Raw genomic sequence first — 17,477 nt, 5'->3', positions numbered from 1 at the left:
AGCGATTATGCTGCATCTTTACTCGGTAAACTGAATTTTTCGAGTTCGCCGGGTTTAAAGCTATCCACACTGATGGCTTTAAACCGCAATTCATTCATTTTATGCAGTGACGCAGCTTCAGCTTCTGAAATAATCTTCGCCGCTAACGCTTGCTTAATGGTATCCACCATCGGTTGCTTACGCGCTAACTGACCAGACTTTTGCGCCTGAGCTATTTTCTTCAATAATGGCTGAGCTTCATACATCGCAACAAAAGCCGCTTCCATTAGCCCTGTGGCATCATCCGCGCCTTCACCGACATAACACAGATGCGTTAAGCGATCGCGCACCACATTGGGTTTAGACAGTGTTTCGCAAATTTGCTGCGCCACTTCATCGGTTGGCAGTTTGTAGCCGATACCAAATGGGAACACCAAAGTACGTAATGTGCGTGCCACAATACGATTAGGGAAGTTAGCAAAGAAACCATCAAAGGCTTTACCGATTTCATATAAAGCACGCGCCACACTGTAATGTACAAAAGGCAGATCCGCTTGTTGACGGCCGTTATCTTCATAAAACTTCAATACGGCCGAAGCAATATACAACTGGCTTAAAACATCGCCTAAACGCGCTGAAAGCATTTCTTTGCGTTTTAAATCACCGCCCAGCATCAACATAGATACATCAGCACTTAGCGCTAAGGCACGGCTCATGCGGCTTAATTGCTTGTAATAACGAGCCGTGTCACCCGACACCGGTGCAGTGTTAAAGGCACCGGCCGTTAAGCCCTGCCATAACGCTGAAAACGTATTGCCTACCGCAAAACCAACATGCGCCATTAATAGCTTATCAAACTGCGCTAAACCTTCATCGGCATTCGGGTTGGCTGCGGCTTCTAACTCCGCTAACACATAAGGGTGACAACGCGTGGCACCTTGACCAAAGATCATCAAGTTGCGCGTTAAAATGTTCGCCCCTTCAACGGTAATCGAAATAGGCACGCCCATATAACCGTGTGCTAAATAGTTCATCGGGCCGCACTGAATGGCTTTGCCGGCATGAATATCAAACGCATCGTTTAATAAAATACGTGACATCTCCGTCATGTGATATTTAGCAATGGCGGTGACGACGGCAGGGCTAAGTTTTTGATCAATCGCACCCGCGGTCATCACGCGCATGGCTTCTAATGTGTAAGTTAAGCCCCCGATACGCGCTAAGCCTTCTTGCACACCTTCAAATTTACCAATCGATAAACCAAACTGTTGACGCACATAACCATAAGCGCCCGTCATCCGAGCCGCTAAATGGCCCGTTGCGGTGGCCAGCGCCGGTAATGAAATACCGCGTCCTGCCGACAAACATTCCACCAGCATGCGCCAGCCGCGACCAGCATATTCTGGCCCACCAATAATCCAATCAATAGGGATAAATACGTCTTTACCGTAAGTGGTACCGTTCATAAAAGCCATATTCATTGGGAAATGACGATCACCTATTTGCACACCAGGATGGCTGGTCGGAATTAACGCACAAGTAATGCCTAATTCTTCTTTCTCACCCAGTAACTTATCAGGATCAGATAATTTGAACGCCAAGCCCAACACCGTTGCCACAGGTGCTAAGGTGATATAGCGCTTATCCCAGTTCAAACGAATACCCAGTACTTCGTTACCTTCAAATTCGCCTTTACACACTACGCCGGTATCAGGAATACCGCCCGCATCAGAGCCCGCCTCAGGGCCGGTTAAGGCAAAACACGGCACATCAGTACCATTGGCTAAGGGTGGCAACCAGCGGTTCTTTTGCTCTTCTGTACCGTAGTGCATTAACAATTCACCGGGGCCTAAAGAGTTAGGCACCATAATGGTCACGGCAGCCGTTAAGCTGCGCGTAGCAATACGCGACACGATGGTCGAGTTGGCGATGGCTGAAAACTCACGCCCACCATAGCTCTTAGGAATAATCATGGCGAAGAAACCTTCGCTTTTAATGTAATCCCACACGGCTTTAGGCAGGTCTCGCTCTTCTTGCACAATCTTGTAGTCATCCAGCATCTTCAGCAAGGTTTCAACTTGATTGTCCATAAAGGCTTGCTCATCGGCCGATAACTCGGCTTTAGGAATACTGTGCAGTTTTTGCCAGTCTGGTTTACCTTTGAACAGTTCACCATCCCACCACACGTCACCGGCTTCCATCGCTTCTCGTTCAGTATCTGAAAGAGGTGGTAAGATTTTTTTGAAAATACCAAACACAGGTTTGGTGATCAGACTGCGTCGAATGGAGGTGACACCGAATACCACCACCAGAATAACGATAATTAATAATAAAAAGACCATTTCAGCTTCCTTCCAGCATCAGGCTACGGTTTGTGTTACGCCTGTCGGCATAACATTCGTCAATACAGGCGCAGCAATGGCTGCCGCCAAATAAGGGATCAAGCGTGCTATCACGCCTTCGATATCAACCGACTCGTTAAAATCGGCTAAGGCAATTTCTGCCAACGCATCGTTGGATGCCATGGTAAAGACAATGGAACCCAGTGAAAAATGCAACCGCCAAAACAACACGCTCGCAGGCAAATGTGGGCAGCTTTGTTGCACAAGTAACACAAACTTATCTAGGGTTTGGCCATAATGATGATTGATAAACCAACGCAAGTGGCCTTGCACATCGGTATAACCGCGCCCTAACAGTTGCAAGAAAGTACGGGTGCCTTTGCGCTGCACATGGTTAAGCTCTAACAAGGGCTTAACGAAAACAGCGAGGATATCCGGTAAGCTATGCGGCTGAGTTTTCGCCAGTAATTGATCAAACTCATGATCTAAACGCGGCATCAACACTTGCAAATAACGCTGAAGCACCGCTTGGATCAGTTCTTTTTTCGAGCCAAAGTGATAATTAACCGAGGCCAGATTCACTTCCGCTTTGGTCGTGATCTGGCGTAGTGAAGTATCATTGAAGCCGGCTTCGGCAAACAGATTTTGCGCCGCATCCAAAATTTTTAGTTGTGTATTCACTTTCACACTCATTTTATTCAAACATGTTTTTTAAACACCTGTTTGAAATGTACGTTTGAATCACTGGTCTGTCAAGTGACATTCTGCAGTGAGTGCAAGTAATACCGTGATGTTGCGTTAGTCAGATAAAGGGTTTTAGGCAGGCGGTTAAGTTTGCCATTCGCTGTATAGCGGCGTTTCAGCGCGTTGATCTCGCCAAGTTATCGCTTTTTTAGGTAGGCAAAGTAACAGGCCGACTGAACCGCCGACCTGTTAGCGTGGTTTTTACTTCAGAGTACGCTCAAAAAAGCGCGTAATGCTTTTATGTAAATGCGTTTGAACCGGCTGACCAAACATCGAGTGTTTACTGCCTGGGTAGTCAATCATCTCAAACAACAGGCCTTTATCCTGTAAGTGTTTATACAGCTTAGTACTGTGGGTAAACAACACATTATCATCTGCCATACCATGATAAATCAGCAAATCGCCTTTTAGCCCATCGGCATAAGGGAAGACCGCGCTATCACGATAACCCTCGGCGTTTTGTTGTGGGTGCCCTAAGTAACGCTCAGTGTAATGGGTATCATACAAGGCCCAGTCGGTAACAGGCGCACCCGCAACGCCGGCGGTGAAGTAATCACCGGCTTTAAACAGGGTCATGATGGCCATATAACCGCCATAACTATGGCCATAAATCGCTATTTTCTGCGGGTTAACATGAGGCAAAGTTCGTAGGTACTTAACACCGGTGATTTGATCATCCACTTCGACCTCACCGAGTTTTTTATAGATCGGATCTTCAAAGGCTTTACCACGGTTGTACGAACCACGATTATCTAATTGAAATACCAGATAGCCTTGCTGCGCCAAATAATGCAGATACAAATTGCGCTGACTCCAACTGTTCGTCACACGCTGAGCATGAGGCCCGCCGTAGACACTGACGACCACAGGGTATTGTTTGCCTGGCTCGATATTTTTGGGTTCAAATAAACGGTAATGTAAGGTTTGACCATCTTCGGCCTGTAACGTGCCAAAACGCGGGGCATTCAGCTCGCTACGATAAGGGCTTAACGGATGATCTGCGTTCAAGGTGTTTTGCGCTAACCAGGTGAGTACCTGACCATCCATGGCACGCAGCGCTACTTTATCGGGCGTTGTGACATTTGAGAAGCTATCTATAAAACTGCTGCCATCTTTGGCCACAACCACGGCATGATCATAACCGGCTTCTGTGATGCGTTTAATATTGCCATCTTTTAAACTCACCTGATACAGATGACGTTCTAGCACGCTATCTTTGCGCCCGGTAAAGTACAGCAAACCTTGCTGCTCGTTGACGGCATCTAGCTGATCCACCACCCAGTCGCCCGCGGTGAGCTGACGCAGTAACTTGCCATTAAAATCATAGTGATATAAATGTTTATAACCACTGCGCTCAGAGGCCCAAATAAAGCCTTGGTTATTACTTAAAAAGTGTAAGTCATCATGCAGGTTCAACCACGTGTTGCTGGTTTCCGTTAACAGTACTTTTTGTTGATCCGTTTCAAGATCAACCAAGCGCAGTTCTAATTGCTGTTGGTTACGGCTTTGCCATTGATAACTTACATACCGTGCGTTTTTGCTCCACTCGACTCTTGGCAGATAAATATCAGCATTATCACCGTGCGGTAGCCAGGTCACACTACCATCGTTTAATGTTACAACACCTAATTGGATGGTCGCATTAGCGGTGCCGGTGTAAGGATAACGCTGCTTAAACAATTTAATTTCGTCAGCATAAATTTCGTTGCGCACCACCTCGGCAACGCCACTTTCATCGGTTCGGGTAAAAGCAATTTTACTGTCATCCGGAGCCCACCAATAACCTGTCATGCGGCCCATCTCTTCCTGTGCCACAAACTCGGCCATCCCGTTTTTAATATCACCACCGCCATCAAAGGTCAGTTGGGTTTCTTTACCGGTCGCTATCTCTTGCACAAACAAGTTTTGCTCGCGAATAAAAGCAACATAACGGCCAGTAGGTGAAATGGTGGCATCGGTTTCAAACTCTGGGGTATTTGTCAGCTTTTTTGCTTTATTGCTGGCGAGCTGGTAGTAATACAAATCACCATTTAAAGGGAATAATAAAGCGTCACTACTTTTAGACCAACTGTAACTGACAATACCCGAAGCAAATAAACGTAGTCGCTCGCGGCGGGCTTTTTCTTCATCAGACAGTGTTTCTGCACCACTAATTAAATGGTCGGCATTCACCAGCACACTGTGTTTGCCCTCTTTAATATGGTATTGCCACAAATCTAAACGGTTGGCATCTTCAACTTTGCCTTTAAGATAGGTAACACGGCTACCGTCAGGTGCCATGGTCAAAGAACGAGGCGTCGTGCCGCTTAACACTGGATCGGCGAACAGTCGCTCCAGTTCAAGTTGCTTTGCATCAGCCATAGCGGCACCTCCAAGTAATAAACTGAGTGTTATCAAAACACGTGGTAATTTCACTGGCATTTTTGTTCCTGTGTTTTTGCTGTAATTAAGCGTAACGTTTGTATAATGCTTCGATATAAACTGCAAGCAAAAGCAGATTGCGTTAGGCTTATCTGCGCTGAACAGAGGAAATCTTGATGAAACTGACCGAAGTAAAACACCCACTGGTGCAGCACAAAATTGGTTTATTGCGCGCAGCCGATATTAGCACTCGCCAATTTCGCCAATTAGCCGCAGAACTAGGTAGCCTCCTGACTTATGAAGCAACCAAAGATCTGCCCACTGAGCAACTGACGATAGAGAGCTGGAACGGTCCTTGCGACGTTCAACAAATTCAAGGTAAAAAAGTGACCGTAGTGCCTATTCTGCGCGCGGGCTTGGGTATGCTAGACGGCGTTTTAGATTTAATCCCCAGCGCTCGCATTAGCGTGGTCGGTATTTATCGTGATGAAGAAACTCTGAAACCGGTACCTTACTTTAAAAAACTCGCTGCCGATTTAGATCAACGCTTAGCGATTGTTGTTGATCCCATGTTAGCCACGGGCGGCTCGATGATTGCTACCATCGATTTACTAAAACAGCATGGCTGCCAACAAATCAAAGCTCTGGTGCTAGTTGCCGCTCCTGAGGGAATTAAAGCCTTAGCCGAGGCACATCCTGACATCGAGCTTTATACCGCCGCGGTAGACCAAGGTTTAAATGAGCAAGGTTATATCTTGCCAGGCTTGGGCGATGCCGGTGATAAATTATTTGGTACTAAATAAGCCGTTAGTGCCCATGCACAGTATTAAGTACTTAATGCGTATTTTTTTGAAGTGAAAATTCATGCAGTTGATCCCATGGTCTTATAACAGCGCACAGGGCCTAACCGTGCGCGGACAACACAGCGTGCCAAGTGGCAAGCCTGTATTACATTTTATGCACGGTAACGGCTTTAGCGGCCTAACCTACAGCCCCATGCTACGCCAACTGAGCCTACACTATGATTTGTTCTTGTCAGACGCCCAAGGCCATGGTGATAGTGATCATGGCGAGCAGTTTTTAGGCTGGAATAACATTGCGCAGATTGCCGCAGAAGCCTGGTTAACTCATCGCCCATTGTTTGGCACTGCGCCCGTTTACGGCTTAGGCCATAGTTTTGGTGGCGTATTAACCGCTCTTATCCACGCCGAGCATCCGCAGTTATTTCAAGGGGTGGTATTACTTGACCCGGTGTTATTTCCCCCCTCTATGCTATTACTGGCCAGAACCCTTGAAGGTGTGCGGCTGTTTAAAAAAATCCGTTAGCCAAAGCCGCGTTAAGACGTCGTCAACATTGGCCGGATCGCCCCACTGCATTGAGCTACTTTCAAAGTCGCAGCCTATTTCAAAGCTGGGATCCTGAGGCACTAAATGCCTATGTTGAACACGCCCTAGCCGAGCAAGACGATGGTGTACGTTTGAAGTGCTTACCCGAGCGCGAAGCCGATGTGTTTAGCTCCTACCCAAGAGGGCTTTGGCCAGCGCTTCGTAAAGCAAAGGCGCCGGTAAAAATCTTTTATGGGGAGCAAACCTTTCCATTTGTCGTCAAAGCCGTGGCTAAATGGCAGCAATTAAACAGCGGGGTGCAAAGCCGGCAAGTGCCTGGTGGCCATTGCTTTATGCAAGAACAACCGTTACAAAGCGCACTTTGGGTGCGCGAGGCATTACAAGGGTTTGCACCGATAAAATAGGCCTGTTTCCTAAGTGTGCATGCGTTATAATGGCCTAAATGTTTAGGCAGGGATTTCTAAGATGAAAAAGCTAGTTGTCGTCACCGCATTATTATTATCGGCCTGTAGTCAATTACCCGATATCGGCGCTGACAAACCCACCACCTTAAGTGCAGAGAAACAACCGGTATTAGCCGTACCCATCCCGGCACCGGTTACCGATGCCAGCGAAGTGGCTAATAACGATACTACCGAGTCGTTAGCAACCGATTTCGAGCATATTTTCATTGATACAGATATGACTTTTGAAGGCGTCTTGCCGTGTGCGGATTGCAGCGGCATCGCTTATCATATTAATCTGTATCGTGATGGGCGCTTTGAAGCGCGTCAAGAATATCTTGGCCGCGGCCAGGTGCAATTAATTAGCGGCTCTTGGTTGTTAGAAAAACGCACTTTGCATTTGATTAATCAGCAAAGCACGCTGCCGGTCTTTCATTTTCGCAGTAATCAGCACTTAGTGATGACGGATTTGGCCGGTAAGCCCATTTTGTCGTCTGAAGCGTATCAATTAAGCCGTTATGCCTCGCTGAAAAAACTCGACCAACGCCAACCGCTACTGGGTATGTATCAATTAAAAAACAATGTTGCGACCTTTATAACCTGTCAAAACGGTGACACCTTACCGGTGGCTAATACACAAAATCATTTACCCATGATGCGCCTGTATCAACAAGATACACGCTTAAATAATAAACCGGTTATTGCCACCTTAGTTGGGCGTAAAAGTGCGGACCAGCACGGTATTGATACGCTTTACATCGATAAATTTGAACAATTTTGGCCTAATGCCACCTGCCCCGACCAATTTGCTCAAAAACAGTTACAAGGTATTGTCTGGCGTGCGGAGAAAGTGGCTAACCGTTATATTCCACACCAGTTAAATGTTCGGCTTATTTTTGAGAAAGACCGTTTATACGGCTTTAGCGGCTGTAACAACTTTAACGCCAGCTATGAGCAACAAGCCAATACTCTGAGCGTGCAACCGCTTGCCAGCACACGAAAGTTCTGCGCTGAGGCCAGTAACATTGAGCAGCAATTTACCGAAAAACTGCAGCAAGTTGACCGCGCTGAAGTGAACGCCGATAAACTGCAATTATTTTATAATAACCAAGTTATTTTAGAATTGGTGCCTGCGGTTAACTAAACCATTTTTCGCTGCATTTAGTGTAAGAACTTTGTGCAGCCTGCTTTGCGCTCACACGTTGATTTGAGTTGTTTAGCTAAAAAATGCGAGTTTGCTTTTAGAGACCCTTTTTCTTGAAGTATTCCAATTTGATTACTCAATTTTAGGCCATTTCTTAAATTCACAAGGTATGACTTTTATAGCAAACAACATTAAATGAGCCCTTAAGAATTTAAGAAATGTGCTGAGCATGAAACCTAAATTGCAGACATAAAAAAACCACCCTAGGGTGGTTTTTTTATTCAAGCAGTGTTTAGACTAAAGCTTCTTTTGCTTTTGCTACGATAGCAGTAAAAGCGGCTTTGTCATAAACAGCGATGTCGGCCAGGATCTTACGGTCGATTTCAATTGAAGCCTTTTTCAGACCTGCAATTAAACGGCTGTAAGACATACCGTTCATCCGTGACGCTGCGTTGATACGCGCGATCCACAGTTGACGGAACTGACGCTTACGCTGACGACGGTCACGGTAAGCATATTGACCGGCTTTGATAACAGCCTGGAAAGCAACCCGGTAAACACGACTACGGGCACCGTAGTAACCTTTAGCCTGTTTTAATACCTTCTTGTGACGAGCATGTGCCGTCACACCACGTTTAACTCTTGGCATTTCTGACTCCTATTAAATTATGCGTACGGCATGCAACGGACTAAGCCGGCAATATCCACTTTTGCGACTAAGGTTTTTGGACCTAACTGACGCTTACGCTTAGAAGTCTTCTTCGTCAAGATGTGGCGAAGGTGAGATTGCTTACGTTTAAAGTTACCTGAAGCAGTCTTTTTAAAACGCTTCGCGGCACCTTTGTTGGTTTTCATCTTTGGCATAGTACTGAAACTCGCATTGTTAAATGACAACGAATAATAAGGCGTTAAAAAATTGCGGCAAGCCGCAGTTTAATAAACTTGAAGGCGCTTATTACTTCTTATTTGGGGCTAGCATCATGATCATCTGCCGACCTTCTACCCGGTTAGGGAAAGATTCACAGATGGCGATATCGCTAAGATCCTCTTTAATACGAGAAAGCATTTCGATACCGATTTCCTGATGCGCCATTTCACGACCACGATAACGTAGTGTTACTTTAGCTTTATCACCCTCTTCAATGAAGCGACGCAGGTTGCGTAGTTTTACCTGGTAATCGCCTTCATCAGTTCCAGGCCGGAATTTAATTTCCTTTATCTGGATCTGTTTTTGCTTTTTCTTTTGTTCTTTAAGAGCTTTGCTCTTTTCGAACAGGAACTTACCGTAGTCCATCAACTTACAAACTGGTGGTTCTGCTGTAGGACTGATCTCTACTAAATCAGCACTTGCTTCTTCAGCTAACCGAATTGCTTCTGTCGTGGTAACGACGCCCAGCTGTTCACCTTCCATACCAATTAATCGCACTTCTGGCAGATTAATTTCTTCGTTTATCCTGTTAGGACGGTTGGCCGGTAATGTTTTCTTTCCTACTTTAATAGTATGTTCCTCCGAAAATTTATAATTCACTTAAAGCTTATATCCGGTTTTTAATTTCAGTCAGCATTTTCTCGACAAAGCTGGCAACCGACATTTTGCCTAAATCATCAGCTTTACGTGTTCTGACTGCAATATCACCTGCTTCGACTTCTTTATCACCGACGACAACGAGGTACGGAATACGCTTAAGTGTGTGCTCGCGAATTTTAAAGCCTATCTTCTCATTTCTCAAGTCACTTCTTACTCTAATACCGTGAGATTTGAAAGTTTTTACTAATTCTTCGACATATTCGGCCTGATTATCGGTAATATTCATAATTACCACCTGCGTGGGTGCTAACCACGTCGGGAAAAAGCCGGCGTACTCTTCGATGAGAATACCAATAAACCGCTCTAACGAACCTAAGATCGCACGGTGAATCATCACCGGAACCAGTTTTTCGCCGCTTTCAGACACATAACTGGCTCCTAAACGACCCGGTAACGCGAAGTCGAGTTGCACTGTGCCACATTGCCATGCGCGATTTAAGCAATCGTGCAAGGTGAATTCAATTTTCGGACCATAAAAAGCACCTTCACCAGGTTGCAGTTCATAGGCAATATCATTGGCTTTTAATGCGTCCATCAAGCCTTGCTCGGCACGGTCCCAAATCTCATCAGAACCAATCCGTTGTGCCGGACGTGTCGATAGCTTCACCACGATGTCTTTAAAACCAAAGGTACTGTAAGTATCAAACACCATCTTGATACATTTAGTCACCTCTGCCTGCACTTGATCTTCAGTACAGAAGATATGCGCATCATCTTGGGTAAAGCCGCGCACGCGCATCAAGCCGTGTAGGCCACCTGAAGGCTCATTACGGTGGCAACAACCAAACTCGGCCATACGCAGCGGTAAATCACGGTAAGACTTTAACCCCTGGTTAAAGATTTGCACGTGGCCCGGGCAGTTCATCGGTTTGATGGCGTACTCACGATGCTCAGACTGGGTAGTGAACATATTATCGGCATACTTTTCCCAGTGTCCCGATTTTTCCCACAATACACGATCCATCATTAATGGACCTTTCACTTCATCGTAGTCGTACTGGCCAAGCTTCTCGCGTACAAACGTTTCTAGCTCACGGAAGATAGTCCAACCATCGTTGTGCCAGAACACCATACCCGGTGCTTCTTCTTGCCAGTGAAATAAGCCCAGTGCTTTACCAATTTTACGGTGGTCACGCTTCTCGGCTTCTTCTAACTGGGTTAAGTAGCCCGCTAATTGTTTCTTGTCTGCCCAAGCCGTACCGTAAACACGCTGCAGCATTTTATTTTTTGAGTCGCCGCGCCAATAGGCACCGGCCACTTTCATAATTTTAAAGTGTTGGCAAAAGCGCATGTTGGGCACGTGCGGGCCACGACACATATCAATATATTCTTCGTGATGATACAGCGCAGGGCTGCTATCACGCGGAATATTTTGCTCCAGAATTTCTTGCTTGTAGCTTTCGCCACGTGCGGCAAAGGTATCCCAAGCTTGTTGCCAGCTCACCTTGTTTTTTACCACATCATATTCGGTTTTGGCTAACTGCAGCATGCGCGCTTCTAGCGCCGCTAAATCATCACTGCTGATCGGCTGTTCTAAATCAACGTCGTAGTAAAAACCATTATCAATAACAGGGCCGATAGCCATTTTCACGTTTGGCCAAAGTTGTTTAATCGCGTGGCCTAATAAGTGTGCACAAGAGTGACGTAAAATCTCTAAGCCTTCTTGATCTTTGCTGGTGACGATACTTAAGCTGGCATCTTGTTCAATCAGTTCACAAGCATCAACAAGTTCACCATTAACTTTACCGGCAATGGTGGCTTTAGCTAAACCTGGGCCAATGTCTTTAGCAACATCAAGTACAGTAACGGCATGGTCAAAGGCGCGCTGACTACCGTCAGGCAGAGTAATAACTGGCATGATCAATCCTTTTACAGTGGTGGCCCAAACCAAGGGTCACTTGATTAACAACAAAACGCTATATTCTATGCACCTTGCGTGGCAGTTGACACCCACAACTTAGGGTGTTTGGTACACAGCGTGGTACACAATTTTGAATTTCACCTGCTTATCTATTTTGCTTCGGATTAAAACAGGGATGAGCATTGTACATTAAAAACGGCTATCAATCATTTGCTAAGGGATCTTAAATTTATTTTTTAACAGAAATAGGACTAGCACAATTGCGCTCAATAGAAGGGCAACATGCAACTTGTTGCTAATCGTTTAGCTATTTGCTCAATCGCTGCAATTGGATGAGGTATGTCAACGATATGAATTTATTTAAGGTAAGTTTTTATAACAGGACCTCAGATCCCTCAAACTGAGCTATGACCTCCCAAATGGTACTAGATTACTAGTGGCGATTCACCTGAGGGATCCCCACAAAATTAAGATACATACTATTAGCTCTTTGCCAATTTGATTACCGCCCAGTCCCACTGTGCAACCCAGAGCAAGATTTGTTTAAGTCCTTGCTGATAATTGTGCCTGCGTATAGGCATTTTAGGTTCCTTACAAAGCAGTATCCCGAGGAAGTTCAGTGCATGCACTCGCCGATTTTTTACCGTATTAGCCTGATATCGCAAATGTAAGCCAGCCTTTTCACCCGCCGAACCCATCAGGTAGTGGAACCAATTTGCCAGTGCCGCCAGTAACAGCAATATACCCAAACGTGATTTGATTTTAGTGCCGTGCAGGTCACTTCCTAAGCCATAACGTGAGCTTTTCTGGTCTCGGAAGCTTTCTTCAATTTGCATCCGGCTACTGTAGCACTTGGCGATTTTATCTGCGTAGCCATGGCACTCAGGCAAAGATGACACCAATAACCAAGGTTCTTTGTAAGACTTATTTTTGTCTCGCTTCAATAGCTTAAAGCCTTTACCAACTAGAATCGCGCGGGTTTCATAATGTTGCGTCTGAGTCAGCACGATTGCGCCTAAGTGTTTAGGGGTGGCGCGAGCTTTTTTATAAAGCGCATTTACGGTCATAAACTCTGTTTGCTCTGCCAGTTTAAGCTTCACATTACCTCTGACTCTGGCGACATAATGCCAGCCTAATTTGCGCACCTGCTTAAGCCAAGGTACTTTAAAGCCAGCATCGGTGACGATAACAGGCTTACAGTCGCTAGGTAACATGGCCTTGAGTTGCTTTAAAAACGCCCAGTGCAAATGTGGGCAAGTGTAATCTTCTGCCGCCGCCACTTTTTGTAATAGCGTGAGTGCTCTGCCATCAACAGCGATGCTGGCTCGCAAAATAAAATGGCGCTTCGCGGTATCAGCGTTGCTCCAGTCAATCAAAATGAGCGGCTGCGTTTTGCTACTGACAATCAAATGAGTCATTGCCGCATAGATCAGAGGCAGTTCCCGTTGTAGATTGGCATTGCTGAGCAATCTATCCGCGCGCTTAATGCTGACTTTGTCAGATGTGCCTGGCATAGCGCGACCAATCGCTGTGACAGTGCACCGCGCATCTTTGGTCAAAGCTGTTACAGCATCTAAAAACACCGAAAATCGGGTTTTATGCATCGTTTTGGGGGTGACAAATGTGAGGAAATCAGCGAGCATAGTTTTTACATTCATGGTGACCATCCGCGTTTTGTGAGTTTTGGCGAATGATCAGATCGGGAACCACCATGAATGTTCCCTAATCGCCTAACTTTTTATTTTAACTACAGAATTTCTGGGGATACCTCAGGCAAAATATAAGCCGAAAAGGTAATTGCGCGGAAATGCGGCTGTGAAGTAAAAAGCGGTGGCAGCAGTATCACTTGATGCTGGGTGTGACCAAACAACGACAGGATTTGCTTTCACCATTTAACCAAATACCCGGTAATTCTACTGACCGAGAAAGAATACTGGTTAAAAAGCTGTTATCGGGGCTGCACATTGGGCCGCTGGCATAAGGACCTGCGTAAACAAGTTGGCCATCATCAAATAATAACACTGCTGGCACAGCGGGTAATACAAAGTTAGCCGCGGCAAGCTCAGCAACCGAACGATAGCTTTGTTGCTGAGCAGTAATCTGATAACGCTCTGAAAAAACGTCAGCATGCTCTCGTGCCAGTCGACTACAACCACACTGGCTCTCCAAAACATGTACGACATGCCAACCTGTATTATTTACTAGCCCCAACTCGGTCAGCGACAAAACCGGCGGCTGCGTTGTCCATTGCTGGTTTGGATCAAACTCACCGTATTGGTTTAATCCAAACTTAAACAAAAAAACACTACTAACTATAACCCAGCAACCAAAAATGATTACCCCAATCCATAGTGTTTTCGTCATACCCAGATCGCTAAAACGAGTATTCATTAGACGACGAATTTTTGCGTTTCCTTGTTCAATAAATTAGACAGACTTGAAAGTTGGATTGCCGAATCAGAGACTGCATCACTCATTGAGGCTTGATCCTCGGCCATCAGCTTAAGTTGTTGCGTACTACCAGCAACTTCAGCACTTGCCAAATTCTGTTGATCAATCGCATGATTCATTGTGCTGGCGGATTCTGCAACAAATTGAGCTTGGGTAAGAATTGCTTGCAGAAGCTGGTCACTCTCAACTGCTTTTTGACGAGTAATATCAAGCTGAATAACACTTTGCTTCACTACCGCGACCGAATCCGTACTGTGAGTCACTAGACGCGCGATAATTTCTTGTATCTCACCAGTAGAAGCTTGAGTTCTTGAAGCCAGTGTTCTAACTTCATCAGCGACCACAGCAAAACCTCGGCCTTGCTCACCAGCTCGAGCAGCTTCAATAGCGGCATTTAACGCAAGTAAGTTAGTTTGCTCGGCAATCGACTGAATTACATCTAAAACCTTGCGAATATCCTGACTGGCTATCGCCATTTGGTTCACTTTGTCCCCCGTTTGCGCTAACTGGTTTGACAAATGCTCAACAGAGGTAATTGTTTCACTGACCGCATGTTTGCCACTTAGGGCAGCTTGTTCAGCTTCAGAAGCATAACTTGCCACCTGCTGAGCTAATTTTTGCAATTCAGCAATGTTTTGTGACATTTCTTCCGTAGCAGCAGCAATGCGTTCCACTTCCCTAAGTTTTTGCTGCATGCCTGTGGCCAGAGATTTGCCATCAGCGGATAACTGATCCGATTGTTGTTGTAAATTACCGGCTTCTTTATAAAGAATGGATATCGTTTGCTGTAACACATTTAATGCATTGTTGAATGCAGTAATCACTTTAGCATTTAACGACACCGCCCGCTGATTCAATACAACCCTTCTTTTATCATCAACCATCGCTTCGGTTGCATCAGACAATGCCTGACCGATTTGAGCCTCTCTCAATGACTGACGGCAAAGCAACACTAAGACGATCGTTTCCAAAACAACATAGGCAGCATGAATCATAACGATTGGCAGAGTGTTGTATTGCTCTGGTAATAAGTACACACCAAGATCTTGCTGCTGCATCCACATAAACAACAAGTGATGCACTGCAATAACGGCCGCGGCAACAATAATAACCCATTGATCTCTGAAGGCAAAAAGAATGGCCAAATAAACAAAGATGCCAAAATGTAGCTCTTCCATACCATAGGATTGATGAATTTGCAGAGCGGCAAAAAACATAAAGCTCACCCCGTAGCTAATACGAGATAAAAAATGATCGCCTAAAGTTTTATAAAGAAAATAAGGTACAAACAGTGAAGGTAGACCTACCACGAACACCCCAACCCAGCCCCCAAAAACAAAAGCTAAAACGACTGAGAAAATAAACTGGAAAATACTTACCATTCCAATAACTTTAAAAGCATGGGAACGGAATTGAAGATTTAAGTTTGGCATTTAGGCTCCAGCAATGCAGTTAAAAGAAAATATTATTTAGTATTTTAGCAGCTATTAATTAAAGTGAATTGTTTTACCACAAGGAAAAGCCAAAAAAACTCAACCATAATGAGTGAACTATCCCTAAAGGTAACACACCTATGTGGCAACAAATAGCAGCTCAAATTAGCTTGGAGTTGGATATCGATTTTCAGGTCGAGCGCAAGATTTCGCTTACCGGCGGCTCTATAAACCTTGCGTATAAAATTTCCGGTGGTGGCCATGATTTTTTTGTCAAATTGCACCATCGCGAACAACTAGAACAATTTGAAAACGAACAATTATCCTTAGTTTGCCTTGCGCAAACACATTGCGTGCGGGTACCTAGGGTTATTTGTGTTGGTCAAACCCTCGATAAAGCGTTCTTGGTGTTGGAATACCTACCACTGCAAACCGAGCAGCCTGCAAACTGGGCGGCATTAGCAAAGCAGCTGGCCAGATTGCATCAATTACACGAACAAGCCATGTTTGGTTTTGATTGGGACAATCAATTAGGGCTAACCACCCAACCTAATCAATGGCAAGGTAACTGGAGTAGCTTTTTTTCTGAACAACGCTTGGGTTGGCAATTACAATTGCTGTTAGAGCAAGGGTTTGGATTTGGCAATATTGATCATATTGTGGAGCAAGCTCGACAACGCTTAGTGCATCATAAACCCAAACCCAGTTTATTACACGGCGATCTCTGGCGTGGCAATATTGGTTTTACGGCTGAAAGCCCAGTGATTTTTGATCCGGCCAGTTATTTTGGTGATCGAGAAGCGGATATTGCTTGTAGTAGCCTTTACGGTACCTTTCCTGCCGAGTTTTATCATCATTATCAGCAATATTACCCTTTAACGGCTGATTTTGAGGAACGAAAAGCGCTGTATAATCTGTATCATATTTTAAACCACGCCAATTTGTTTCGTGGTAACTATTTGATCCAGGCACAAGAACAGATCAAACTACTTTTTCACTTAAAAGGCCAAGCATGACCGACTCGAATCACCCCGTAGCATTAGTCACCGGCAGCGCCCTGCGATTGGGCAAACAAATGATTATCAGCTTGCACCAACAAGGTTATCGAGTACTGATCCATTATCGCAGTTCTGCAGCGGCGGCCGAGCAACTCGCCGCGCAATTAAACCAATTACGCGCTAACAGTGCTGCCACGCTTTGTGCGAACTTAAGCGACGACGCGGCAATTGTCCCCCTCGCCCAGCAAGCTATTGCTTGTTTTGGCCGTTTAGATTTATTAGTCAACAACGCCTCAAGTTTTTATCCGACACCGTTGGTTAACGCCCAACTGGATGATTGGCAAGAGCTGTTTGGCTCTAACGTGAAAGCGCCCTACTTTTTAAGTAAAGCTTTAAGTACCGAACTGACAAAGCGCCAAGGCTGCATTATTAATATAGTGGATATTCACGCCGATAAACCCTTAGCTGAGCACAGCATTTATTGCATGGCCAAAGCGGCCTTACAAATGATGACCAAGGCCTTAGCTCGTGAGCTGGCGCCAGCTGTTCGGGTAAATGGTATCGCGCCAGGCGCCATTTTATGGCCAAGCCAGGCGCTTGATGATGCCGATAAAGACATGGTATTACAGCAAGTACCATTGGCACGCTTAGGTGAGGCCAGCGACATTGCCAATACTCTGCTATTTTTAGCACAGGCACCTTATATTACGGGGCAAATTGTTGCGGTAGACGGTGGCAGAAGTTTAGGTGGTGCCAATAAAGCGTAATATGCCGAGCCCTAAACCG

16 protein-coding genes are annotated in these 17,477 nt (G+C 45.4%); 6 read left to right on the top strand and 10 right to left on the bottom strand.

The genetic code is table 11. The features are described 5' to 3' along the window. Positions 1–5: 5 nt before the first annotated feature. From ACUJFK_RS08620 to ACUJFK_RS08610, 3 genes are all read right to left on the bottom strand, one after another. A complete protein-coding gene (locus tag ACUJFK_RS08620) occupies positions 6–2,321 on the bottom strand; it encodes an acyl-CoA dehydrogenase (RefSeq protein ID WP_229585218.1) in 2,316 nt (771 codons plus the stop codon). An 18-nt stretch (positions 2,322–2,339) separates the two neighbouring features. Further along, on the bottom strand, positions 2,340–3,014 hold the full coding sequence (locus ACUJFK_RS08615) for a TetR/AcrR family transcriptional regulator (RefSeq protein ID WP_268964719.1): 675 nt from the start codon (positions 3,012–3,014) through the stop codon (positions 2,340–2,342). Between the two features lie 252 nt (positions 3,015–3,266). Beyond that, a complete protein-coding gene (locus ACUJFK_RS08610; RefSeq protein ID WP_445426691.1) occupies positions 3,267–5,486 on the bottom strand; it encodes a DPP IV N-terminal domain-containing protein in 2,220 nt (739 codons plus the stop codon). Positions 5,487–5,602: 116 nt separating this feature from the next. Between ACUJFK_RS08610 and upp the strand changes: the two genes are divergently transcribed. From upp to ACUJFK_RS08590, 4 genes are all read left to right on the top strand, one after another. Continuing rightward, positions 5,603–6,229: a uracil phosphoribosyltransferase gene (gene upp, locus ACUJFK_RS08605; protein WP_306176654.1), complete on the top strand. Its 627-nt coding sequence runs from the start codon at positions 5,603–5,605 to the stop codon at positions 6,227–6,229. A 61-nt stretch (positions 6,230–6,290) separates the two neighbouring features. Continuing rightward, positions 6,291–6,752 carry an alpha/beta hydrolase gene (locus ACUJFK_RS08600; RefSeq protein ID WP_445426690.1) on the top strand — a complete coding sequence of 154 codons (462 nt, stop codon included), beginning with the start codon at positions 6,291–6,293 and terminating at the stop codon, positions 6,750–6,752. Between the two features lie 50 nt (positions 6,753–6,802). After that, positions 6,803–7,177, top strand: a complete 375-nt coding sequence (locus ACUJFK_RS08595; protein WP_445426689.1) for an alpha/beta fold hydrolase — start codon at positions 6,803–6,805, stop codon at positions 7,175–7,177. Positions 7,178–7,238: 61 nt separating this feature from the next. Beyond that, positions 7,239–8,360, top strand: a complete 1,122-nt coding sequence (locus ACUJFK_RS08590) for an META domain-containing protein (protein WP_445426688.1) — start codon at positions 7,239–7,241, stop codon at positions 8,358–8,360. 292 nt (positions 8,361–8,652) lie between these two features. On the opposite strand, the gene rplT is transcribed toward ACUJFK_RS08590, so the two are convergent. The 7 genes from rplT to ACUJFK_RS08555 form a co-directional block, all read right to left on the bottom strand. After that, positions 8,653–9,009, bottom strand: coding sequence for a 50S ribosomal protein L20 (rplT, locus tag ACUJFK_RS08585; protein ID WP_226750916.1), 357 nt, complete (start codon positions 9,007–9,009; stop codon positions 8,653–8,655). Positions 9,010–9,026: 17 nt separating this feature from the next. After that, positions 9,027–9,224 carry a 50S ribosomal protein L35 gene (gene rpmI / locus ACUJFK_RS08580; RefSeq protein ID WP_082122441.1) on the bottom strand — a complete coding sequence of 66 codons (198 nt, stop codon included), beginning with the start codon at positions 9,222–9,224 and terminating at the stop codon, positions 9,027–9,029. A 91-nt stretch (positions 9,225–9,315) separates the two neighbouring features. Next, positions 9,316–9,858, bottom strand: coding sequence for a translation initiation factor IF-3 (infC, locus tag ACUJFK_RS08575; RefSeq protein WP_226750998.1), 543 nt, complete (start codon positions 9,856–9,858; stop codon positions 9,316–9,318). A gap of 37 nt (positions 9,859–9,895) precedes the next feature. Continuing rightward, positions 9,896–11,806: a threonine--tRNA ligase gene (thrS, locus tag ACUJFK_RS08570; RefSeq protein ID WP_306176657.1), complete on the bottom strand. Its 1,911-nt coding sequence runs from the start codon at positions 11,804–11,806 to the stop codon at positions 9,896–9,898. Between the two features lie 485 nt (positions 11,807–12,291). After that, positions 12,292–13,476, bottom strand: a complete 1,185-nt coding sequence (locus ACUJFK_RS08565; protein WP_445426687.1) for an IS4 family transposase — start codon at positions 13,474–13,476, stop codon at positions 12,292–12,294. 175 nt (positions 13,477–13,651) lie between these two features. Beyond that, the gene (locus ACUJFK_RS08560; protein WP_445426686.1) at positions 13,652–14,107 is read right to left on the bottom strand and encodes a DUF6436 domain-containing protein; all 456 of its coding nucleotides are present in this window, start codon (positions 14,105–14,107) and stop codon (positions 13,652–13,654) included. A gap of 92 nt (positions 14,108–14,199) precedes the next feature. Beyond that, positions 14,200–15,693 carry a methyl-accepting chemotaxis protein gene (locus ACUJFK_RS08555; protein ID WP_445426685.1) on the bottom strand — a complete coding sequence of 498 codons (1,494 nt, stop codon included), beginning with the start codon at positions 15,691–15,693 and terminating at the stop codon, positions 14,200–14,202. Between the two features lie 140 nt (positions 15,694–15,833). Between ACUJFK_RS08555 and ACUJFK_RS08550 the strand changes: the two genes are divergently transcribed. Further along, the gene (locus ACUJFK_RS08550) at positions 15,834–16,709 is read left to right on the top strand and encodes a fructosamine kinase family protein (RefSeq protein WP_445426684.1); all 876 of its coding nucleotides are present in this window, start codon (positions 15,834–15,836) and stop codon (positions 16,707–16,709) included. Then, positions 16,706–17,458: a pteridine reductase gene (locus ACUJFK_RS08545; protein WP_445426683.1), complete on the top strand. Its 753-nt coding sequence runs from the start codon at positions 16,706–16,708 to the stop codon at positions 17,456–17,458. Before ACUJFK_RS08550 ends, ACUJFK_RS08545 begins: the two co-directional genes overlap by 4 nt. Positions 17,459–17,477 lie beyond the last annotated feature (19 nt).

This window comes from Alishewanella sp. HL-SH06 (assembly GCF_052656265.1).
Note: the sequence above shows the minus strand (reverse complement) of the source record. Positions and strands in the feature narration are given on the sequence as shown.

Bases quoted from the DNA above. Each gene is read 5' to 3' on its own strand.
- ACUJFK_RS08620 (WP_229585218.1), bottom strand. From the start codon at position 2,321: ATGGTCTTTTTATTATTAATTATCGTTATTCTGGTGGTGGTATTCGGT.
- ACUJFK_RS08615 (WP_268964719.1), bottom strand. From the start codon at position 3,014: ATGAGTGTGAAAGTGAATACACAACTAAAAATTTTGGATGCGGCGCAA.
- ACUJFK_RS08610 (WP_445426691.1), bottom strand. From the start codon at position 5,486: ATGCCAGTGAAATTACCACGTGTTTTGATAACACTCAGTTTATTACTT.
- upp (WP_306176654.1), top strand. From the start codon at position 5,603: ATGAAACTGACCGAAGTAAAACACCCACTGGTGCAGCACAAAATTGGT.
- ACUJFK_RS08600 (WP_445426690.1), top strand. From the start codon at position 6,291: ATGCAGTTGATCCCATGGTCTTATAACAGCGCACAGGGCCTAACCGTG.
- ACUJFK_RS08590 (WP_445426688.1), top strand. From the start codon at position 7,239: ATGAAAAAGCTAGTTGTCGTCACCGCATTATTATTATCGGCCTGTAGT.
- rplT (WP_226750916.1), bottom strand. From the start codon at position 9,009: ATGCCAAGAGTTAAACGTGGTGTGACGGCACATGCTCGTCACAAGAAG.
- rpmI (WP_082122441.1), bottom strand. From the start codon at position 9,224: ATGCCAAAGATGAAAACCAACAAAGGTGCCGCGAAGCGTTTTAAAAAG.
- thrS (WP_306176657.1), bottom strand. From the start codon at position 11,806: ATGCCAGTTATTACTCTGCCTGACGGTAGTCAGCGCGCCTTTGACCAT.
- ACUJFK_RS08565 (WP_445426687.1), bottom strand. From the start codon at position 13,476: ATGGTCACCATGAATGTAAAAACTATGCTCGCTGATTTCCTCACATTT.
- ACUJFK_RS08555 (WP_445426685.1), bottom strand. From the start codon at position 15,693: ATGCCAAACTTAAATCTTCAATTCCGTTCCCATGCTTTTAAAGTTATT.
- ACUJFK_RS08550 (WP_445426684.1), top strand. From the start codon at position 15,834: ATGTGGCAACAAATAGCAGCTCAAATTAGCTTGGAGTTGGATATCGAT.
- ACUJFK_RS08545 (WP_445426683.1), top strand. From the start codon at position 16,706: ATGACCGACTCGAATCACCCCGTAGCATTAGTCACCGGCAGCGCCCTG.